The 20311-nt window shown below is 62.4% G+C and carries 26 protein-coding genes and 1 riboswitch; of the genes, 14 read left to right on the forward strand and 12 right to left on the reverse strand.

Annotated features, from left to right (window positions below; translation table 11 throughout):
* Positions 1 to 89 precede the first annotated feature (89 nt).
* The 6 genes from EVC45_RS10130 to EVC45_RS10155 all read right to left on the reverse strand — a co-directional run bounded on the left by EVC45_RS10130 (position 90) and on the right by EVC45_RS10155 (position 6099).
* A complete protein-coding gene (locus EVC45_RS10130) occupies positions 90 to 995 on the reverse strand; it encodes an HlyC/CorC family transporter (protein ID WP_129957859.1) in 906 nt (301 codons plus the stop codon).
* A gap of 220 nt (positions 996 to 1215) precedes the next feature.
* Positions 1216 to 1875 carry a gamma-glutamylcyclotransferase gene (locus tag EVC45_RS10135; protein ID WP_129957860.1) on the reverse strand — a complete coding sequence of 220 codons (660 nt, stop codon included), beginning with the start codon at positions 1873 to 1875 and terminating at the stop codon, positions 1216 to 1218.
* 53 nt (positions 1876 to 1928) lie between these two features.
* Positions 1929 to 2390 (reverse strand): rRNA maturation RNase YbeY, encoded by a 462-nt coding sequence (gene ybeY, locus EVC45_RS10140; RefSeq protein WP_129957861.1) that lies wholly within the window; start codon positions 2388 to 2390, stop codon positions 1929 to 1931.
* Positions 2391 to 2480: 90 nt separating this feature from the next.
* Positions 2481 to 3566 carry a PhoH family protein gene (locus EVC45_RS10145; protein ID WP_129957862.1) on the reverse strand — a complete coding sequence of 362 codons (1086 nt, stop codon included), beginning with the start codon at positions 3564 to 3566 and terminating at the stop codon, positions 2481 to 2483.
* Between the two features lie 61 nt (positions 3567 to 3627).
* The gene (miaB, locus tag EVC45_RS10150) at positions 3628 to 5001 is read right to left on the reverse strand and encodes a tRNA (N6-isopentenyl adenosine(37)-C2)-methylthiotransferase MiaB (RefSeq protein ID WP_129957863.1); all 1374 of its coding nucleotides are present in this window, start codon (positions 4999 to 5001) and stop codon (positions 3628 to 3630) included.
* 132 nt (positions 5002 to 5133) lie between these two features.
* Positions 5134 to 6099: a LysR family transcriptional regulator gene (locus tag EVC45_RS10155; protein WP_129957864.1), complete on the reverse strand. Its 966-nt coding sequence runs from the start codon at positions 6097 to 6099 to the stop codon at positions 5134 to 5136.
* 109 nt (positions 6100 to 6208) lie between these two features.
* Here EVC45_RS10155 and EVC45_RS10160 point away from each other — a divergent pair, with 109 nt between their 5' ends.
* The 12 genes from EVC45_RS10160 to EVC45_RS10210 all read left to right on the forward strand — a co-directional run bounded on the left by EVC45_RS10160 (position 6209) and on the right by EVC45_RS10210 (position 12966).
* Positions 6209 to 6598 (forward strand): VOC family protein, encoded by a 390-nt coding sequence (locus EVC45_RS10160; protein WP_129957925.1) that lies wholly within the window; start codon positions 6209 to 6211, stop codon positions 6596 to 6598.
* A 47-nt stretch (positions 6599 to 6645) separates the two neighbouring features.
* A complete protein-coding gene (locus EVC45_RS10165) occupies positions 6646 to 7812 on the forward strand; it encodes an MFS transporter (protein ID WP_129957865.1) in 1167 nt (388 codons plus the stop codon).
* A gap of 321 nt (positions 7813 to 8133) precedes the next feature.
* Positions 8134 to 8997 carry an ATP-binding protein gene (locus EVC45_RS10170; protein ID WP_129957866.1) on the forward strand — a complete coding sequence of 288 codons (864 nt, stop codon included), beginning with the start codon at positions 8134 to 8136 and terminating at the stop codon, positions 8995 to 8997.
* Positions 8975 to 9283: an STAS-like domain-containing protein gene (locus tag EVC45_RS10175; RefSeq protein ID WP_168991436.1), complete on the forward strand. Its 309-nt coding sequence runs from the start codon at positions 8975 to 8977 to the stop codon at positions 9281 to 9283. The genes EVC45_RS10170 and EVC45_RS10175 overlap by 23 nt, the downstream gene beginning before the upstream one ends.
* A 304-nt stretch (positions 9284 to 9587) precedes the next feature.
* Positions 9588 to 9782 carry a hypothetical protein gene (locus EVC45_RS47885; RefSeq protein ID WP_373683009.1) on the forward strand — a complete coding sequence of 65 codons (195 nt, stop codon included), beginning with the start codon at positions 9588 to 9590 and terminating at the stop codon, positions 9780 to 9782.
* Complete coding sequence (locus EVC45_RS10180; RefSeq protein WP_129957868.1) at positions 9770 to 10315, forward strand: hypothetical protein; 546 nt, start codon at positions 9770 to 9772, stop codon at positions 10313 to 10315. Before EVC45_RS47885 ends, EVC45_RS10180 begins: the two co-directional genes overlap by 13 nt.
* 15 nt (positions 10316 to 10330) lie before the next feature.
* The gene (locus tag EVC45_RS10185) at positions 10331 to 10765 is read left to right on the forward strand and encodes a hypothetical protein (protein ID WP_129957869.1); all 435 of its coding nucleotides are present in this window, start codon (positions 10331 to 10333) and stop codon (positions 10763 to 10765) included.
* A gap of 357 nt (positions 10766 to 11122) precedes the next feature.
* A complete protein-coding gene (locus tag EVC45_RS10190; protein WP_129957870.1) occupies positions 11123 to 11434 on the forward strand; it encodes a hypothetical protein in 312 nt (103 codons plus the stop codon).
* A gap of 72 nt (positions 11435 to 11506) precedes the next feature.
* Positions 11507 to 11686, forward strand: a complete 180-nt coding sequence (locus EVC45_RS10195; RefSeq protein ID WP_129957871.1) for a hypothetical protein — start codon at positions 11507 to 11509, stop codon at positions 11684 to 11686.
* A gap of 277 nt (positions 11687 to 11963) precedes the next feature.
* Positions 11964 to 12368 carry a DUF2280 domain-containing protein gene (locus EVC45_RS10200; protein ID WP_129957872.1) on the forward strand — a complete coding sequence of 135 codons (405 nt, stop codon included), beginning with the start codon at positions 11964 to 11966 and terminating at the stop codon, positions 12366 to 12368.
* On the forward strand, positions 12362 to 12667 hold the full coding sequence (locus tag EVC45_RS10205) for a hypothetical protein (protein WP_129957873.1): 306 nt from the start codon (positions 12362 to 12364) through the stop codon (positions 12665 to 12667). Before EVC45_RS10200 ends, EVC45_RS10205 begins: the two co-directional genes overlap by 7 nt.
* Before the next feature lie 2 nt (positions 12668 to 12669).
* Entirely contained in the window at positions 12670 to 12966 is a 297-nt protein-coding gene (locus EVC45_RS10210) for a hypothetical protein (protein ID WP_129957874.1), read from the forward strand.
* 58 nt (positions 12967 to 13024) lie between these two features.
* Here EVC45_RS10210 and EVC45_RS10215 read toward each other — a convergent pair whose 3' ends face one another.
* The 6 genes from EVC45_RS10215 to EVC45_RS10240 all read right to left on the reverse strand — a co-directional run bounded on the left by EVC45_RS10215 (position 13025) and on the right by EVC45_RS10240 (position 18143).
* Positions 13025 to 13585 (reverse strand): hypothetical protein, encoded by a 561-nt coding sequence (locus tag EVC45_RS10215; RefSeq protein ID WP_129957875.1) that lies wholly within the window; start codon positions 13583 to 13585, stop codon positions 13025 to 13027.
* A gap of 1 nt (position 13586) precedes the next feature.
* The gene (locus EVC45_RS10220; protein WP_129957876.1) at positions 13587 to 14012 is read right to left on the reverse strand and encodes a hypothetical protein; all 426 of its coding nucleotides are present in this window, start codon (positions 14010 to 14012) and stop codon (positions 13587 to 13589) included.
* A gap of 477 nt (positions 14013 to 14489) precedes the next feature.
* A complete protein-coding gene (locus EVC45_RS10225; protein ID WP_129957877.1) occupies positions 14490 to 15998 on the reverse strand; it encodes a helicase RepA family protein in 1509 nt (502 codons plus the stop codon).
* A 90-nt stretch (positions 15999 to 16088) separates the two neighbouring features.
* The gene (locus EVC45_RS10230; protein ID WP_129957878.1) at positions 16089 to 16280 is read right to left on the reverse strand and encodes a hypothetical protein; all 192 of its coding nucleotides are present in this window, start codon (positions 16278 to 16280) and stop codon (positions 16089 to 16091) included.
* A 12-nt stretch (positions 16281 to 16292) separates the two neighbouring features.
* The gene (locus EVC45_RS10235) at positions 16293 to 16739 is read right to left on the reverse strand and encodes an AlpA family transcriptional regulator (protein WP_129957879.1); all 447 of its coding nucleotides are present in this window, start codon (positions 16737 to 16739) and stop codon (positions 16293 to 16295) included.
* 120 nt (positions 16740 to 16859) lie between these two features.
* Positions 16860 to 18143: an integrase arm-type DNA-binding domain-containing protein gene (locus EVC45_RS10240; RefSeq protein ID WP_129957880.1), complete on the reverse strand. Its 1284-nt coding sequence runs from the start codon at positions 18141 to 18143 to the stop codon at positions 16860 to 16862.
* Positions 18144 to 18403: 260 nt separating this feature from the next.
* On the opposite strand from EVC45_RS10240, the gene EVC45_RS10245 reads away from it, so the two are divergent.
* Together EVC45_RS10245 and ribB are read left to right on the forward strand one after the other, a co-directional pair.
* Entirely contained in the window at positions 18404 to 19111 is a 708-nt protein-coding gene (locus EVC45_RS10245) for a helix-turn-helix domain-containing protein (protein WP_129957881.1), read from the forward strand.
* Between the two features lie 138 nt (positions 19112 to 19249).
* Positions 19250 to 19431, forward strand: a riboswitch (FMN riboswitch).
* Positions 19432 to 19579: 148 nt separating this feature from the next.
* Positions 19580 to 20299: a 3,4-dihydroxy-2-butanone-4-phosphate synthase gene (ribB, locus tag EVC45_RS10250; RefSeq protein WP_211193395.1), complete on the forward strand. Its 720-nt coding sequence runs from the start codon at positions 19580 to 19582 to the stop codon at positions 20297 to 20299.
* The last annotated feature ends 12 nt before the right edge of the window (positions 20300 to 20311 follow it).

The raw sequence follows: 20311 nt of genomic DNA on the forward strand, positions 1-20311 counted from the left end.
GGCAAATCAGTAGCCAAACGAGTTGGCAAAATGCACAAGCGATGGCAGCGCGCGGGCGCTCGGGCCATGCGTCCGCCCGAGCCGCCGGTTCAGGTCTGCACGTGCTGCGACTCGCGCTCGCGCTGGCCCGCGAGCGGGTCGCGGCGCACCAGCAGCATATGGATCTGGCGGGCGTCGCCGCGCAGGATCTCGAAGATCAGGTCTTCGAGGCGGACTTTCTCGCCCCGATGCGGCACCCGGCCGAAGTGATGCGTGACCAGCCCGCCGATCGTATCGACTTCGTCGTCCGAATAATGCGTGCCGAATGTGTCGTTGAACTGCTCGATCTCGGTCAGCGCGCGCACGCGGAAGCGTCCGTCCGGCGACGCGATGATGTTGCCGCTTTCCTCGTCGAAATCGTATTCGTCCTCGATGTCGCCGACGATCTGCTCCAGTACGTCTTCGATCGTGATCAGGCCCGCGACGCCGCCGTATTCGTCGACGACCACCGCGAGGTGGTTGCGGTTCACGCGGAAGTCGTGCAGCAGCACGTTCAGCCGCTTCGACTCGGGGATGAACACGGCCGGGCGCAGCATGCCGCGCACGTCGAACTCTTCTTCGGCGTAGTAGCGCAGCAGATCTTTCGCGAGCAGCACGCCGATGATGTTGTCGCGATTGCCCTCGTAGACCGGATAGCGCGAGTGCGCTTTCTCCAGCACGTAGGGAATGAATTCAGCGGGATTGTCCGCGATGTTGATCGCGTCCATTTGCGCGCGCGGCACCATGATGTCGCGTGCGCACAGTTCCGACACCTGAAATACGCCTTCGATCATCGACAACGAGTCGGCGTCGATCAGGTTGCGCTCGTGCGCGTCCTGCAGAATTTCCAGAAGTTCGGCGCGCGAGTCGGGCTCGGGCGAGATGAAGTCGGTCAGGCGCTCGAGCAGCGAGCGCTTTTCCTGCGGTTTGTCGAGTTGGCGTCCGGTATGGCGTCGACTGGGATACGTGTCGTTCATGGTAGTGCGCCCGGCGAGACTGGGCGCGCTGTTGCAGAGCGTTAAAGGATACACCAGGCGCATGGCGGAACCGTGTCCCGCCGGACCTGGCGATATGCGAAGCCAGGGTGAAGCGGCCGCGCCGTGACGGCGGAGCGTGGAATCATCCTAACCGATAACGCGGGCAAAAGCGCTCGCGGGAAAAAAAGTCGGGGGTGGGGTTTTCGCCGAGACGCCGCGCTCACACTGCCGGCTTGCAGCGCGCGAGCAGCGCTTCGAGCGCGCGGTCCGGCATACCGCTTTCGCGCAGCGCGTGCACGGTGCGGCTCACGTAGTCGAAGGTCGTGCCGTAGCGGCCGCTCGCGCAGCTGAGCACCGTCTGGATGATGTCGTCGCGCAGCTTGCCGGTGTAGCTCGGCACGTCGCGGCGCATCACGAACGCGAGCGCGTCGACGCGTCGGCCGGCCGCGAGCACGCACGGCAGCCACATGGGACGGTACGAGCCCATCGGCATTTCGCGGCGCCACAGTGCTTCGAGATGCGGCATCGAGCCATCGGCCGCGAGCCGGAACGCGATGCCGGTGCACGAGCCGCCGCGATCGAGCGCGAGCACGAGGCCGGGCTGCTCGGGCGTGCCGCGATTCACCCGCGACCACAGATAGAGGCCGCGATGATAGCCGTGCACCTTCGAGCGCAGCGCCTCGACGGTGGGCAGGCCCGGATTCCAGATCAGCGAGCCGTAGCCGAACAGCCACAGATCGCTGCGGCGGTCCCAGCCGCTCAACGTGGCTTCGAGCGACGTACGCAGTTCGTCATCCGTCAGAAGTCGCGAGTCGCCGAGCACCGGCGGGTAGTCCGGGCAGCGCACGGGGATCTCGGCTTCGGGGGACGGAGTGCTCACGGTGTTTTGGATCGGGCTGGCGTGGGGAGGGGCGGCGCCGCGAGGCAGGACGCCTATCGATAAGGGTCCGGAAAGCCGAGCTTGCCGAGGATTTCGGTTTCGATCGCTTCCATCTCCTCGGCTTCTTCCTCGACCTCGTGGTCGTAGCCCTGCGCATGCAGCGTGCCGTGCACGAGCAGGTGCGCGTAATGCGCGGCGAGCGGCTTGCCCTGCTCGGCGGCCTCCTTCTCGACGACCGGGCAGCACAGGATCAGATCGCCCGCGACCGGATCGTCTTCCGATTCGGCATAGGCGAAGGTCAGCACATTGGTCGCGTAGTCCTTGCCGCGATAGGTGCGGTTAAGCGTGCGGCCTTCTTCGGCGTCGACGAACCGTACCGTCAGTTCGCCGTCCGCGAAGAGTGCCGCCTTGATCCAGCCGGCCACCGTCGCGCGCGGCAGCAGCGTCTTGTGTTCCGGCCAGGCTTTGGCGGCGGGGAATTGCAGGGTCAACGTCAGTTTCGGGGTGCGGCTCATGCGGTTTCTGTGCGTGGCATTCGTGGCTCGAGCGTTTTTTAAGGCGTGGCGGCGAGGCTTCGTGGGCCTCGCGCGCTGAAGCACATCCCTTTAGCGCGAATCGGCCGGGGCCGACGCTTTCTGCGCATGCGCATCGTACGCCTCCACAATTCGCGCGACCAGCGGATGCCGCACCACGTCCGCGCTCGTGAAGCGCGTCAGCGCGATGCCGCGCACGTTCGCGAGCACCTGCTGCGCTTCGATCAGCCCGCTCTTCTGGCCGCGCGGCAGGTCGACCTGAGTCGTGTCGCCGGTGACGACCGCCTTCGAGCCGAAGCCGATCCGCGTGAGGAACATCTTCATCTGCTCGGGCGTGGTGTTCTGCGCCTCGTCGAGGATGATGAAGGCGTGATTCAGCGTGCGGCCGCGCATGTACGCGAGCGGCGCGATTTCGATCATCTGCCGCTCGAACATCTTCGCGGTTTTGTCGAAGCCGAGCAGGTCGTACAGCGCGTCGTAGAGCGGGCGCAGATACGGATCGACCTTCTGTGCGAGATCGCCCGGCAAAAAGCCGAGCCGCTCGCCCGCTTCGACGGCCGGCCGCGTCAGCACGATGCGCTTGACCTGGTCGCGCTCGAGCGCGTCGACCGCGCAGGCTACCGCGAGGTAGGTCTTGCCGGTGCCGGCCGGGCCGACGCCGAACGTGACGTCGTGCGACACGATCTGCTTCAGATACTCGCGCTGCGCCGGCGTGCGGCCGCGCAGATCCGCGCGGCGCGTGTACAGCTTCGGGCCGTATTCCTCGAAGTCGTCTTCGCTCGCGTTGGTGTCGGCGGGCTGGTCGAACGGATGATCGGGATTGCCGGCGAAGCGCGGGTCGACGGCTTCGCCGCCATTGCCGTTGCCGTTGCCGTTCAGGCGATGGCGCGCCGGATGGCGTACTTCGACGAGCGCGAGCTGGATGTCGTCGACCGACAAAGGATCGCGCGCGTTGTTGTAGAAGTTTTCGAGCGCGGTGAGCGCGAGTTTCGCGCCGCGCCCGCGGATCGTGATGCGGTGGCCGCGGCGCGACAGGGTCACGTCGAGCGCCTGCTCGATTTGCCGCAGATTCTCGTCGAGCGGTCCGCAGAGGTTGGCGAGCCGCGCGTTGTCTTCGCGCGGTGCGGTGAATTCCAGATGCTGCTGAGTGGTCTTCAAGGCGGTGAGTCGATCCTGTCGGTTGCGGTACTCAGAATGTCGGTCAGTGCGCTGAGTGCGCTCAGTGGGTCACGGCGGCGTGGTCGTCGTGAACCATCACGAGTTCGCCTCGCAGCGAGTGCGGATACGCGTGCACGATCTTCACGTCGACCATCTGGCCGATCAGCCGTGCATGCGACGCCACCGGCGCCGGGAAATTGACGACGCGGTTGTTCTCGGTGCGGCCCGCGAGTTCGTTCGGGTCCTTGCGCGCCGGGCGCTCGACCAGAATGCGTTCGACCTTGCCGACCATCGCGTCGCTGATGCGCTGCACGTTCTCTTCGATCGTGGCCTGCAGGTGCTGCAAGCGCTTCAGCTTCACCTCGCGCGGCGTGTCGTCGTGCAGGTTCGCGGCCGGCGTGCCGGGACGCGGGCTGTAGATGAACGAGAAGCTCGTGTCGTACTTCATCTCTTCGACGAGCGCCATCATCTTCGCGAAGTCTTCCTCGGTCTCGCCGGGGAAGCCGACGATCATGTCCGTCGACAGCGACAGGTCCGGGCGGATCGCGCGCAGCTTGCGGATCACGGACTTGTACTCGAGCACGGTGTAGCCGCGCTTCATCGCCATCAGGATGCGGTCGGAACCGTGTTGCACCGGCAGGTGCAGGTGGCTGACGAGCTTCGGCACCTTCGCGTAGGTGTCGATCAGGCGCTGCGTGAATTCTTTCGGATGCGACGTCGTATAGCGGATCCGTTCGATGCCGGGGATGTCCGCGACGTATTCGATCAGCGTCGCGAAGTCGGCGATCTCGGTCGAACCCACGGTCAGCGCGCCACGATAGGCGTTGACGTTCTGGCCGAGCAGCGTGACTTCGCGCACGCCCTGGTCGGCGAGACCGGCGATTTCGGTCAGCACGTCGTCGAGCGGACGCGACACTTCCTCGCCGCGCGTGTACGGCACGACGCAGTAGCTGCAATACTTGCTGCAGCCTTCCATGATCGACACGAACGCGCTCGGACCGTCGACGCGCGCGGGCGGCAGGTGATCGAACTTCTCGATTTCGGGGAACGAAATATCGACCTGCGCGCGGCCGCTCGCGCGGCGCTGGTCGATCATCTGCGGCAGGCGGTGCAGCGTTTGCGGACCGAACACGATATCGACGTACGGCGCACGCGAGACGATCGATGCGCCTTCCTGGCTCGCGACGCAGCCACCCACGCCAATGATCAGATTCGGATTCGCGTCCTTCAGCTCGCGCACGCGGCCAAGGTCGGAGAAGACTTTTTCCTGCGCTTTTTCGCGCACCGAGCAGGTATTGAACAGGATCACGTCGGCGTCTTCCGGCGTGTCGGTCTTGACGAGTCCTTCAGCGGCACCGAGCACGTCGACCATCTTGTCGGAGTCGTACTCGTTCATCTGGCAGCCAAAGGTCTTTACATAAACTTTCTTGGTCATCGAATTTCGCCGGTCGCAGTGGTTAACCTGGGGGCGTCGTAAAAAGGTGAAGGAAGCCGCGGCGCGGGGCTGCGCGGCGCATGATGGCCGGCCTGCGCGTGTCTTTGCAGCGTAACTGCATATTATAGCCCTTCACACCGCGGGGGTTTTGGCGCTCATCGGGCGCTCCGGCGGCAGTCCCAGCAGGCTTTCCAGTTCGTCCGCGACCTGTGCGAAGCGTTCGGACAGGAAGTCGAGCAGCACGCGCACGCGCGGCGCCATGAAGCGATTGCGGTGGTACAACGCGTGCAGCGGCGCATCCGGGTAGCGCCACTCCGGCAGCAGGATCTTCAGGCGGCCGGCGCGCAGGTCCGCTTCCACGTCCCACATTGATTTGATCGCGATGCCGTAGCCGCGCAGCGCCCATTCGCGCGCGACCGCGCCGTCGTTGGTCTCGCGCGCCGCCTCGAACGGCACGCTGTAGTGCTGCACCTCGTCGCCGCGCGTGAAGCGCCATTCGCTGGCCGGCCCCGAGGCGGTGCCGAGCACGATGCAGTCGAACTTGGCGAGCTCGAGCGGCTCCTTCGGCTCGCCACGGCGCGCGACATATTCGGGCGACGCGCACAGCACCCGCCGGTTCGGCGCGAGCCGCCGCGCGACCAGCGAGCTGTCCTGCGGCACGCCGAAACGGATCGCCAGATCGATGTCCTCCTGCACGAGATTCGCGAGCGCATCCGACAGCGTCAACGCGAACGTCACGTCCGGGTACAGCGCGTTGAATTCGTCGAGCCAGTGCATCAGCAGATTGCGGCCGAAGTCCGAAGTCGCCGACACCCGCACCTTGCCGCGCACCACGCCTTGACCCGCTTGCAGCGCGGCTTCGGCGTCGTCGAGCGATTGCAGCGCCTGGCGGCAGCAGTTCAGGTATAGGCGACCTTCGTCGGTAAGACGCAGCTGCCGCGTGGTGCGCTCGAACAGGCGCGCTTTGAGCCGCGCTTCCAGTTTCGCGAGCCGCGCGCTCGCTGCGGCCGGTGTGAGGCCCATCTTGCGGCCCGCCGCCGACAGGCTGCCTTGCTGCGCCGCTTCGACGAAGAGGCGGATGTCGCCGAGGTTGTCCATCGCTGGTTTTCAAGCGGAATTTGAAAATGCTTCAAATGCTACGCCAATTATCAAATTGGCGCCGCGCCGCGACAATGCAGCCGTCGAAACTCCGCTGCTGTCCCACGCCATGCAACTCGATCACGCCACCATCGTCACCGCCGACCTCGATACCGCCCGACGTTTCTTCGTCGACATCGCCGGGCTCACCGAGGGCGCGCGCCCGCCGTTTTCCGTCGACGGCTACTGGCTGTATGCGAACGGCCGCCCGGTGCTGCACCTGATCGGCGGCGCGCCCGCTTCCGGGGCGGCGGGCCGCGTCACGCCGCGCATCGATCACATCTCTTTTCGGCTCGACGACGCCGGCGAATGGCAGGCGCTGGTCGAGCGGCTCGACGCGCGCGGCATCGGCTACCAGAGTGCGCAGGTGCCGGCGAGCCCCGCGCAGCCGGCCGAGCAGCAGCTGTTCGTCGCGCTCGCGCCCGGTGTCGTCATCGAGTTCGTGACGGCGGCGCGTTAGGCCTTTCAACCCAATCCTTGATCCCACCTCATTTCCGGAGCGGAAAAATGCCCATCCCATTACTCGCGCTCGCGATTAGCGCATTCGCCATCGGTACGACCGAATTCGTCATCATGGGCCTGCTGCCCGAAGTCGCGCGCGATCTGGCCGTGTCGATTCCGTCCGCAGGGCTGCTCGTCAGCGGCTATGCGCTCGGCGTCGCGGTCGGCGCGCCGTTGCTCGCGGTGATCACCAGCCGGATGTCGCGCAAGTTCGCGCTGCAGCTGCTGATGGGCGTGTTCATCGTCGGCAATGTGTTGTGCGCGGTCGCGCCGAGCTATTCGGTGCTAATGATCGCGCGCGTCGTGACCTCGTTCGCGCACGGCTCGTTCTTCGGCATCGGCGCGGTGGTCGCGGCATCGCTGGTGCCGGCCGAGAAGCGCGCGAGCGCGATCGCGCTGATGTTCACGGGCCTGACGCTCGCGAACGTGCTCGGCGTGCCGTTCGGCACCTTCGTTGGCCAGCAGTTCGGCTGGCGCGCGGCGTTCTGGATCGTCAGCGGCTTCGGCGTGCTGTCGCTCGCGGGCATCAGCGCGCTGCTGCCGAACCGCCACGACACCGGACCCGCCGGCCTCGGCCACGAAGTGCGCGTGCTGAAGGACCCGCAGGTGTGGACCGCGCTCGCGATGACAGTGCTCGGCTTCGGCGGCGTGTTCGTCGTGTTCACCTATATCGCGCCGATTCTCGAGCAGGTGAGCGGCTTCTCGCCGCGCGGTGTGACGCTGATCCTCGTGCTGTTCGGCGTCGGGCTGACGGTCGGCAACATGGTCGGCGGCAAGCTCGCGGATCGCGCGCTGATGCCGTCGCTGATGGGCATCCTCGCCACGCTCGCGGTGGTGATGGCGCTGTTCGCGCGCACCAGCCATTCGCCGGTGGCCGCCGCGATCACGGTGTTCGTGTGGGGCATCGCGGCGTTCGCGACGGTGCCGCCGCTGCAGATGCGCGTGGTCGAGAAGGCCGCCGCCGCGCCGAATCTCGCGTCGACGCTGAACATCGGCGCGTTCAACGTCGGCAATGCGGCGGGCGCGTGGCTCGGTGGACTCGTGATCAGTCACGGTCACGCGCTCGATACCTTGCCGTGGGTCGCGGCCGCGGTCAGCGTCGGGGCGCTGCTGCTCACATGGTTCGCGGCGCGCATGGATGCGCCGGCCTCTGCAGTCCCGCAACGCGCGTGAGTCGTCAGTTGCTTGCCTCCGCAATGCTGATAACAGTGTGGTATTAGCATTGTATCGCCGGAAGCCTTAATAGCAAAGGCTTTCTGGCTTTTTTGCGTCTGCCGTATCCCGGATTTACCAACCATTTACCAACAAACCGAAGGGCCAGACCATCGGCGGCGTGTCAGGTTCTCTCGCATTCAATTGCGGGCCAACTGCCGTTTGCACTGCCCGGCTAAGGCAAAGCCGCGCGGTGCTGGCAATCGTCGGGCGAAACAAATTAAGATAGTCGGTTTCCTGCCGATAAAAGAAAGGAAGCTGGGCGCGGGCCGAGCATCAGACATGCAATCGACAACAATTGAAGAAGTGGCCACGTGGATCACTAACGTTGATCAACTGGTGCAGTCCGGGAAGTGCAAGTGCCCAGGTTTTTTCCGTCCGCATCATTTTCTAGTGCTGGCAATGGAGTTGAAGCGAAACGGCGCGACAGAGATAGCTCTGCCGCAGACGTTGACGCGGTACGCAGCGCGCATGCGACTGTGGCAGGCGATCAACATTCAACCCCCAATTGTAGTAACCGAGTACAATGCAAGCGGAAAATTCCATCCGATAGAGGCACTTATCGACCAAAATGCGGTCGATGACACCAGCGCGGCACTGGTGGAAATCTTCCGACGAGGTGGAATCGGTGATGGCCCCGTCGATGGCGCTAAGACGGTGGTCCAAGAATTGCTCGGAAATTGCTTTGCCCATGCCGAGACCGATAATGGGTTGCATGGGCTTGCGTGTGCGCAATTCTGGCCTAAGGGCAACATGGCGCAGGTAGCTATCTGCGACAGCGGGATCGGGATTCGATTGTCGCTCGCGCAGAACGTCGAGTATCTGGCAGAGCTTGTGCAGCGCAACGCGTGCGAGTATGCGACCGAGTATTCGGTCACCAGCAAGCGTGGCAAGGGGCATTCCGGTTACGGATTGACTCTCGCTAAAGACTTGATGGAGCAGGGACGGAACACCATATTTGTTGTGTCGCACGACGAATATTTCTATTCTTCGGGCGGTGTGAGGGGTAGAGGACACTTGCCGACCCCTTTGAAGGGCACGATGGTGATATTGGAGTGGGATACCACGGTGCCCTTGAACTTACGGCAGGTTTACGATGCTTGGCCACTCCCGGAGGGGATGGATGATGATGACTTCGACCTTTAAAATTTGTGTACATGAGCATTTCCGCGTTTCGACTAGACCGAACGGCGTTGATGCACGCACATACGTTTTGAACGCGCTGAAAGATCATCAAGTTGTTGAACTAGACTTTCAGGACGCTCATCCGACACCATCGTTTGCCGACGAGTGCGTGGGTGTACTTTGCGCGACGATCGGTTGGGAAGCTTTCCGACAGAGAGTCAAATTGACGAACGTGTCCGACGATTCTCGCGGCCTGATCAAGCATGTCATTGTGAAGCGTCGCAGCGAGCATCACACGCACGTCTGATAGGACTTGATGAAAAACAAGAGCCCCTTCGGGGGCTTTTTTGTTTACTAAAGCTTCTTTGCAAATCGGTAGCGCGCAAACGAGGGCTTGCTCGCACAATCAATTGCTAGTTTTTGCCACCAAGGCAGCGTATATTTGACAATCCACGTAATGGCACTATAGAAATATTGCATCGAATGTGCCTGCGCGTGAATTATGTCGCGTTAACCTGTGTGCATACTCTGCACACGGTGACGACATGTCCTTCCCTGAGTTCTCAGACCGCGTAACACCGCGATCCTTTTTCCCGATGGCCACGGTGGACATGCTCCTTAAGCGCCTTGCCCAGGGTGAGCCGCTGTCACGCATCTGCGCCGATCCTGGCATGCCCGCACGTCGAACCGTCTACACCTGGTTCGCAGACGCTGAGTTTTTCGCCCGGTATGAATCGGCCGTGCGGGCAGGTATCCACGCACGCGCACTGAAGTCCACTAAGAGGGGTCAGCCATGGCAGTCATGAAACGTCCCGCATTCACCAATCTGACAGCCGCGCAGATCGAAGCCGCCGCGCGTGGCGTGGCGCTTGACCATCAGCACTTCGCGCGGCGAGTCGATGCAGCACGCGCCGATAGCGCGGCAGTCTCACGAGAGATCGATCAGGCTATCCGCGGGCGCATGGCCGCCATGTCCGTTGATCAACTCCTGGCCGTCAGCGCGGCGCAGAGTCGCGGTGAAAGTCTGTCTGCGGCAGTGGCAGCAGTTGCAAGGGCCGATGCCAGCACGGTTAAAAACGGTTTGCGGATGATCGAACATCGCGACGACAGCGGCCGTCCGATTCGCGAATTCACGCTGGAAAAAGGCGCGACCAAAATGAGTAGCTGGATGGGCAACTATGCGGCAATCCCGCAAGCGATGTTGGCGCTGAACATCAAGGGCGAGCCGCAAGACATTTTTGAGAGCAAGCGCGCCCAGCGCCTGGCCAACGCGCAACACCTCGCCCGCATAGAGCGGGGTGAGATTGCGCCCAGCTTCATTGATATTCCGCTGGCCTGAAAGGAAGGGGCTGACATGACTATCACACGTTACTCACACGCGGAAGCGGCAGAGCGGGAGCAGATCACACGCGATTACGCCGTACCCGTGCAGCAGGCGCGCCTACCGCTGACCATACTTGAAGTGGTTGGTGAGGCCAGCGCGACGGCCGATGAATTCCGCCGCCGGTTGGTCGTGCAGCTACAACGCAAACTGCCCGCTGAGTATCCGCGCAGTCTGCGGGCTGAACCATCGGCGCAAATCCCGGCTAGCGAACTGCACAAGCTCGAAAGTCAGGTGCTGGGAGCAGTCGCGCTGGCCGCACACCAGCGACCCGAATTGACGGCGGTTACCTCGCAGGATCGCGCCGGGCGCGAATGCACCGAGTTTTTTGGTGCTAAAGCATCGTGGATGAACCGGCACAAAGCACCGGTTTTGCGCATGACCGGCCTGGGCGCTGTGAAGTACTAGGTGTGATCATGCTCAGACCACTTATCAAGCAATGCGCCACGTGCAGGAAGTACCTGCCGCTGACCGCGTTTGGTAAGTGTGAGACCAGAGCCGATGGTCATCAGCCGCAATGCCGGTCGTGCAGGTCTGAGCTTGCAGCCGACTACTACCGGGCACATCGCACTGAGATTCTGGCAAAGGCCCGCGTGAAGAAAGCGCAGAAACAGGGGGTTACATCATGACCGCACCAGCCAGTAAAGCACCGCAGAGCCCAAGCCGATCAAAGGCGGACCGTGACCGCCCCTCATTGGCAGAGTTCAAGCGTCAGCAGCGGGCCGACCTGGATGCTGCACGCCGTCAACATGGAGCGGGCACGAAATGAACGCCAGCGACAGCGCTGACGCCGCCTATTGCGACTGCCTGGCCGTGGTTGAACGCTGCACCCTGGAATTGGTTGCGGTGCGCCGTAGTCGGGGAATGGACGCACAGGCGGATTTTGCAGCGTTCAGCCTGCTACAGCAGATTGAGAACGCGTTGACCGTGGCCAGTGACCTCGCGTCCACCGCTGAAGCCCGCGCATGTCTTGAGCAGGCCCGCCAGGAGGTCGCTGACCAGGCGCATGAGGCTGAATTGCTGTGTGCAGCATGGAACCGGGCGATGGACGAAGCCCGAAACCACACGCTGCACTAGCTTGAGAAGCTAACACGAAGTAGCGTTGTATCGATGTCCCGATTGTGCAATTAGAGATAAGGAGTGCAGATCATGAGCAACAACAGCAAGTCCGACAACGAAACAGCGCCGATGGCCAGCGAGCGCATCGGCATCCGTGAGGAGGAGTGCAACCGAAAAGCCGACAGCGAAGCCCGCCAAAGCCGCTCGGTCGTGCGTAGTGGTCCGGTCCCGTACGAGCCTGCAATCAGGCCATACGTGGAGCGGAAGTAAGGTCCTTAGAGCCCGATATGCAGTGCAAACGCTCAGGTAGTGCGAACAACGTGGGTTGCTCCTGTGAAAACGCGCCGGCACGCGCAAGCCCGTAAAACGGCCCTGAACCACGCTACAGCGCTTGGTACGCGAGGAAGTTTCAGCGGACGACCCGCGTTGTTCGTGCGTCAGAACGCCGGATATCCGGACCTGCCGCGTGTGCGTGCGCCTGAAAATTTTCAGCGTTGAGCGTTGAGCGTTGAGCGTTGAGCGCTGACCGTTGACTGATGTTGACCTCATGAATCCCTCGCCCTCAAAACTTCGCCGCCATATCGTGATTGCCCTCGCCCAGGGCATGACGACCAGCGAGGTCATCGCTGACGTGCGGGAAGTCTTTGGCGTTGAGGTCAGCAAACAACTGGTCGTACGCAACAACCCGAGCCGCGCCAGCGGCGCGCACCTGTCGAAGGAACTGCGGGAGCTATTCGAGACCGTGCGGGCGAAGACCGTCGAAGACCTGGAAGCCCTGCCGATGGCATACAGGGCAACGCGCATCCTGGCACTTCAGCGACTTCACGCGGAGTCGGTCGAACAACGCGACCGTAAGAACGCACTCAAAGCCCTCGATCAGATACGGGTTGAGATGGATGGCCTTGAACTCATTGATATCGACCCGCCAAAGCAGGGGGATGACTCATGGTGAGCAAGAAATTCCGCAGGGTTGCCGCACGCCGCTCAGCGGGAGCAGGCGCGTACGACCTGAACAGCGTGCTTGAAGTCACCATGACGGGTGGCTTGCCTGCTGATGACCCGATGGCCGTAGAAGCCGCTCAGGCGATTCATAGGCACGTCACCAGCGAGGGTCAGCGGGTGCGGGTCATCGGCGGCCTGCCCGATGGATTGCAGGGCGAGCAGTGGACCGCTGAACAGCGACAACAGCACGACGACGAGCACTACGCCCGCGCATTCGGCTTGGTCAAACAGAATCCTGTAGGAGGCTGAACATGGAACGCTGCCACGTCCTGGATTGGACAACGAGGATCAACAACACGATATTCACGCCTCGACCTGAGCCGATTACCTCGACTCCTCAGAAGCTGCGCCGACACACGACCAAGCTCAACGAGGAGCGGGTACGGCAGATCAAGGCCGCGTTGGCAGTGGGTGCCCGCTGTGCTGACCTCGCCGGTCAATTCGGCGTGTCGGTGCAGTGTATCGAGCACATCAGGAGCGGTCGCTCCTGGTCTGACGTGAAGTTGACCGAGCCGTCAGCAGCAGCCGCAGCGCAATCAACAGCATGAGAAACCAGCACGCGCATGACACTGAAAGCTGTCATACCCGACGAGGGGAACGTATTTTTTAATCCTGGTCGTCAATGATGTAGTGATGACGCATTAGTTCGACAAAAACTCGCGCGTACACTCCCCGAACGTCAGCGCTCTCTTGCGCGATGATCGCTTTGTCTTCCTCGTCGTAATGTTCCAATGGTCTGGTCATTTGGGCGACAAAGGCGTCAGCCTTCTGGGAGAATTCCCGAAGAGAGATGTGTTGCTTTTCGGCCGACATCGTACCCTCCTTTGGCTTGATGAAGTCCATCCAGTCGTTATCGAGCATATAACGTGCCAAAGGCGCCGCCCAGTACCCGTACACGGACGACGACGCAAAGCGGCGATCGTGCCGTAGCTTTTTTACGAAAATGGGGCATGTTTGCACCCTTGTCGATAACGCGATCACCATCTGCCCTGGTAACACTTGGATCACCATCTGCCCTGGTAATACTTGTATACCCGAGTTTGACATGGTTTGGTAGACATGCTTACCCTCCGCGACATATTGCCACCGGTTCGCCGGATCATCGTGATGCTCGATGAACCGAAGGCGATCCAGGATATCCCGATCGGCTTGCGTGAATAACGTCATGTCAGTGCCTCATCTGTATGGTGAGCACGGCACAAAGCAGGGTTGTCACAGCAAGTACACCAACAAGAACCCAGGTCGCAGCGGTTGCGCACCCCTGGTACGCCACCACAATCGTAAGACCCGATATCGCGAGCAGCGCGAGCATTAGCAAACGGCAGAACCATCGCAAAGAATCCACGATAGGAGGCGGCTCAGTCGGATGAGCGATCAGTGCGCTTGCATAGGTGCTGAACGCGAAGCCGAAGACGCCCAGAGTCATCGCGCCTAGCGTGAAGCACCAGCCCAGCACGTCTTTCGCTTCGATCATGGCAGTCGCGGAACCGGTCACGCAGTTGCTAATCATAGTGCGACTTGCTGACATCGGCTGATTGTTGTCTACCGTACACAACGGAGGCAAGGGCTCTTCAGTTGTTTCGATGTCACTCATCACGCCCTCGAAAGCTGCGCGCAAGCTTCGTGCTCGAAGACCGCTCAAGACCCTGAATGCGTGTCGGCGTGGTGTATCGAGCACATCAGGATCGGCAAGAGTTGGTCCGACGTGAAGTTGGCCGTGCGCGACAGCGCAATCAACAGCATGAGAAACCGACACGCACACGACACCCGAAAGCGTCATACGCGACATAATCTTTATAATGTCGTGTATCGATATGGACTCCTAAGCAGAAAAAAGCACGGTCAGGCAGGGCTTCCTCAACCTCCTCAAACCACTTGAGCAACTTGCTCCTCAAACCCGTTTGAGCAACTGACGGTTTGAGCAGGGGGTAAATCAGCCGCAAAGCCTTGCCAGGCAAGGCTCCTCAAACTCCTCAAACAGCTTTGAGCAACCTTGAGCAAGGGCTCCTCAAACTCCTCAAATGCCTATAGGCATGAGGAGTTGAGCAACTGAGGAGAAAACCCGAGGAAGTCACAGACTGACTATCGTGTCATCCCCTGGCTGAGGCACTTCAAAGTGCTTCGCGTAGTCTCGCTGAAGATTGAATTTCTTCGGCACTGCTTTCCCCTGAGCGCCGCACTCAGCCTTGAACGCGATATATAGCTGAGCGAACGTTACCGCTGCATTCTCCTTGCTCAGCAGGTCAAAGATCGGCTTGACCGCCTGTAGGGACGCCGGTAGCGGCTTGGGTTTCTTCGGTGCGGGTCCATCGAGTGGTTCGACCACAAGGCTCGGCAGCGGCAGTCCATACGCGTCAACACCGGTCTCAATCAGGCTGAGCCTGAACCGCTCTATGAGACCGTCTTGGCCATCGCGTGACTTGACGATTTCCCATGACCGTTCGTCGTCAGCGCAAGCGCTGTCCCGCACGACCTCGATAGCCGTATCGACCGCGCCAGTCAGGCTGCTATGGCCACGCAAGCCCTTCGATTGGTCTTTGCCTGCATGGTGGATCAGCAACACCGCGCAGCCCGTCTGACGGCGCATCTCATCGCACTGACCGAGGAGTTGCCCCATGTCGCTGGCGGAGTTTTCATCGGCACCGGGCATGCTGCGGTTCAGCGTGTCGATCACGATCAACCCAGCTTGCCCCTGCCCGTAGTGCCGCACGGCCTTGCACAGGTCTGGCGTGTCCCGTCGCGCGTCGAATGCTTCTGTGATCGTCCGGAACCGCTCAGGCGGGGCTGCGTTGCCGTGGGCAATGCTCCAGGCCTTCAAACGCTGGCCGAATCCGCCAATGCCCTCTAGCGCGACGTACACGACCGGCACCGCATGCGGCACGTAGTGTCCGAACCACTGTTCGCCACGAGCCAGGGCCATGCACAGGTCAATCGCGAGGAACGACTTGCCCGATCCTGGCTGACCGTACACCGCACCGAGTCCACCGGCAGGCAGCACGTCACGAACAAGCCAGTCCACAGGCGGTGCGTCCATTAGCTCGGTCGCGGTCCGGGGCTGATATCGAAGCTGCGCGCGTTCTACGGCCTGTGCAGCCGCTTCCCGCGCCTGGCGGTCTAGCTCCTCAGCAGCGGCCTGAGCAGCCGCAGCCGCAGCTTCTGCCGCGACTTCCTCAGCAGTCTTGAACGGCGGCAGCACAGATGCCCAGCTATGCTCTGCCGCCATGGGTAGTAATGTCTCGTGCGATGGTACTTTGCGCCGGGGGTTGTCGTATGGCGTGAGGTATTCAAGCCAGCGGTCTTGCGCCTGGCCACCCGTGAAGCCGTGAAGCCTCAACCATGCAACAAAGAACTCCCGACGCATGTCGTGCGCCTTGGCCAGGTCGATCAGTGCCTCACGGTCAGCAGGCGTGCTGACGTGGTCCTCAAGCCACTGGAACGCCGCTATCGTATCAGGCGTGCCAACGTGTGGCCACGCCTCAGGATGAAAGTCTTCAGCCGAAAACCCCCAATGCGTGTCAAGGGTCGGAGGTGGCGGGTCAAGGCCTGGTAAGGGTTTCCCGGCAGTATATGTAATTGCCATGGTTACAGACGCGTCATATAATGACACGCTCCTTGTAGGAAAAATTAGAGATTGCCCGGCAGCGTACTTCCACGCGCCCCGGGCATTTTTTTACTTCGATTCCACGTACGCGACCGCTGCAAACCGCAGCAGCATCGGCACAGTCAGGCCGGTTTCAGTCGACCGGGCGAGCAGCTTCTGATAAAGCGCATCCGGGTACATCATGTTGACCCGGTGACCCTTCTGGTCTGCGTCAGGCTGCGGTGCAGGGGTTTCGGGCAGCTTGTTGATAGTGACGGGCATGGTGCGTTCTCCTCAGGCGATTGCGGGCGTGTTTTTGCTGCAACGGATTCGACGGATTTGCGCGAGCAGATGGCGATGCTGCCTCAGCAACTCCGCGCGTTCCTGCGTGGTCGTGGCCTCAGCAATCTGCTGTTTCAGCGCCTTGTGCTGACGAGCAAGGTCTAGCGCCGTGCCACCGGCAAGCCATGTCATGACGGTCTGCACACGCCATAGCGGGCTGACTCCGCAGACCATGTCAGGAGCAGGAAAGTCACCGGCCTTGATCCGTCGCGCTAGCGTGTTGTCGGTTATCGACAGCAGGAACAACACGTGTGCCTTGCGTAGCAACGCGTCAGGGATCGCGAGCAGACCGGCAGGCGGCGCACACGGTTTCGTGTGGTTACCACCTGGCTTTGTCGTCGCGGGGGGAGTTAATACAGAAGTGGTCGGTTCGACCGAAGATTGAACGGAGTCCAACACAGGCCCCTCCTAAGGGGGTTGTGCCGTCACAGGACTCCATTCCTCAGGCGAGCGCGCCACTGGCGCGGGGATATTCAGTGTGCGCCTGACTCAAAAAGTGGTCAAGCGCATGTAGCGTTCTCACGCGGTCAGTTGCGTGGCCGGGTCGTGCTGCGCTTGCGCCTGCGGGGCGAGAAGTGAATCCACCGTATCAGCCCAACGCTGCATCATCGTCCGTCTTTGTGGTAGCCAGCGGGCAGCGTTATACGCAAGCCTCACGCTGTCTTTCTCGACATGCGATAGCTGCTTTTCGACCCAATCCGAACTGAAGTCAGCCTCATTGGCCCAGGTGGAAAACGTGCCCCGCGCACCATGGCCACGGAACCACGCTTCACCGTTGAAACCAAGCCGAACGAACACGTTGTCCATCGACATGTTCCCCATGTGCCGCTTGTCGTCGCGGGCATTCGGAAGGACCCATGCACTGGCACCAGTGAGCTTGCGCAGATCACGCAGCAGCGTTACCGCTTGCTCACTCAACGGGACAAGATGCTCCTCACGGCCCTTCATGCGCGACGCCGGAATGGTCCATAGCGCGCCGTCAAGGTCGAACTCAGTCCACCGTGCGCCGATCAGTTCGTTGGTCCGAACTGCCGTGAGGAACATCAGCCGCACCGCTGCCCGTACAACGGGCGAGAGCGTAGCCCCTTCAATGGCGTTCAGTAGCGTCCCAAGCTGGGCGAGGTTCAACGCGCGATTGTTCCGGGTCCGTGGTTTCTTCACCGCGTCACCAGCTTTCATCATCGTCACCGGGTTAGCCGTAGCCTTGCCAGTGCCGATGGCATACCTGAAGACCTCGCCTAGCATCTGCCTCACGGCCAGGGCCGTAGTCGGCGCGTTACCCCGGCGTTCCTTGCCGGTCTTGCCCTTCGCGATGTCGGAAACCAGGCTGAAGACCATTCCAGCGTCAACCAGTCCGACCGGCAGCTTGCCAAGTCCATCGCGCACATACCGTTCAAGGAAGTTACGGGCACGTACACCGGTCCTGGGAGCCCAGCTACCGTCCCGATGGTCTAGCCATGCTTCACAGACCGACCATAGTGTCGATTCTTGGTCTGCGATGTTCTTTGCCCGCTGCTGTTCGTCGTGCACGCGGGGATCAATGCCAGCACGGACAAGCTGACGTTTCTCGTGTGCGATGTCACGTGCCGCGTCTAGGTCGATTTGAGGGTATGAGCCCACCTTGTAGGTCCGCTGTTTGCCGTCGAAGCGGTAAGCCAGCATCCAGTTTTTTGACCCAGCGACCGACACGAGGAGGTACAGGCCGTCACGGTCAGCAAGTTTCAGGGGTCCGGTTCCCGCCGTGGCCTTGGCGGTCTTACGGGCTGACAGGGCAGGTTTTTTCGGCGATGCAGGGGTGTTCATGGCGTGTCCTTGGCGTGGTTTGATTTTCCAACCATTTACCAACACCTTGCCAACAATCGGCGTGAGAATCCGGGGGACCTTAGGAGAACTCAGCCCAGCAAACCCTTGTGTTTACAGGCACTTGGGGGAGCTTGGGAGATTCTTATGAGAGCCCAACGAATTTCAGTGTGAAGATAACTTCGTTGGGCGCGGCGAAGGCCGATGCTATCTTGCTTCCACTTACTGCTCTTGCGCCGCCGGGCGGCGCTCTGGAGGCCAATATGCATTCCCCGCTCGCGCTGGTCCGCGATCCCTCGGCCGATGCCGATACCGATGCGACGGCGCGCTCCGCCGAACCCTTCGACGCGCTCGAACAGCTGGTCGGCGTGAACCTCGCGCGGCTGCGCGCCGAACGGCAGCTTTCGCTCGATGCGCTGGCGCGCGCGTCCGGCGTGTCGCGCGCGATGCTCGCGCAGATCGAGTCGGCCCGCAGCGTGCCGTCGATCAAGGTGCTGTGCAAGGTGGCGGCGGCGCTGAAGGTGTCGGTGGCGGCGTTCCTGCGCCGTCACGCGACCAACGGCTTCGAGCATCTGCCGGCCGAGCGCTCGGCCCGCGTGGTCAGCGCGAACGGGCGCTACTCGGTGCGCCCGCTCTATCCCGACGACGAGTCGATCGCCGCAGAGTTTCACGAACTGCGGATCGCGCCGCTGCATACCGAAGCGGGCGTGCGCCGCGCGCCTGGCACGACGGTGAATCTGGTGGTCAGCGACGGCACGCTCGAAGTCAGCGTGCACGACCAGCGCCAGTTGCTCGCGACCGGCGACGCGATCGTGTTCGACGCCGACCAGCCGCACAGCCTGCGCAATCCCGGCGACACCGAGGCGCGCGCGTTTCGCGTGACGCTGCGGGCCGAGACGCCGCCGCGCTGGGACGTGCCGGCCGCGGGCGTCGCCCGCGACGAAGCCGCGCGCGAAGGCGTGCCGGGTTGAGGATCGACGGCGCCCGAGGTTCAGACGCAGGTCAGCGCGTCGATGCAGGTCCAATGCGGTGAGTAGGGTCTTTTTTCGTCGCGCTGCAGCGCTCGCGCGACTGTTGTATGCTTCGCCGGCCGGTCGATCCGGCAATCAGTGCGTCTTCAGGGCGGGGTGAAATTCCCCACCGGCGGTAAGCCGGCAGCGCGACAGCGCGAGCCGGCAAGCCCGCGAGCGCCCGCGTCGTGGTCTTCGGAATAGCGAAGACCACTGCGGGGTCAGCAGATCTGGTTAGAAGCCAGAGCCGACGGTCATAGTCCGGATGGAAGAAGATGTGCAGATAGTCATGTGCGTTCCGCAACGCCGCCTGTGGCCTGGGCGGCGGATGAGCGTCCGCTTTCGCGCGGCGCCTGGGCGGCGCGTGTCAGTCTGTTTGCAATGCCCTGAAACGTTTCTCGCCCAACTTTTGCGATGAGCGTTTCAACCATGTCCTTTGCTACTTTTCCCGCTCCGTCGACGATCGCAGACGATGCCTTCGCCGATCTCCCTCTGCTGGCCACCGAAGCCGTTCCGCCGCGTATCGCCGCCGCCTTGCAGGCGCTGCGCGAGGGTCGCGCCGTGGTGCTGCAGGACGACCACGACCGCGAGAACGAAGCCGATCTGATCGTCGCGGCCGAGCGCCTGTCGGTCGAAACGATGGCGCTGCTGATCCGCGAATGCAGCGGCATCGTGTGCCTGTGCCTGCCCGACGACAAGATCCGCGCGCTCGAACTGCCGCCGATGGCCGTCAACAACGAAAGTCGCCACGGCACCGCGTTCACGGTGTCGATCGAAGCGCGCGAAGGCGTCAGCACCGGCGTGTCCGCGCAGGATCGCGTGACGACGATCCGCGCCGCGATCGCCGATACGGCCAAGCCCGCCGACATCGTGCGCCCCGGCCACGTGTTCCCGCTGCGCGCGATGCCCGGCGGCGTGCTGGCGCGGCGCGGCCACACCGAAGGCACCGTCGATCTGGCGATCCTCGCGGGCCTGAAGCCGGCCGGCGTGCTGTGCGAACTGATGAACGCCGACGGCACGATGACGCGCGGCGCGGACGTCGAGCGCTTCGCCGCGCAACACGATCTGCCGATGCTGACGATCGCCGAGCTCGTCGAGTTTCGCGAGGCGCTCGCGCAGGTGCGCGAGGGCGCGATGGCCGAGGCTTGACGGGGCATCCTT

The organism is Paraburkholderia sp. UYCP14C (assembly GCF_004197395.1).
In the GTDB taxonomy this organism is placed as follows: Bacteria; Pseudomonadota; Gammaproteobacteria; order Burkholderiales; family Burkholderiaceae; genus Paraburkholderia.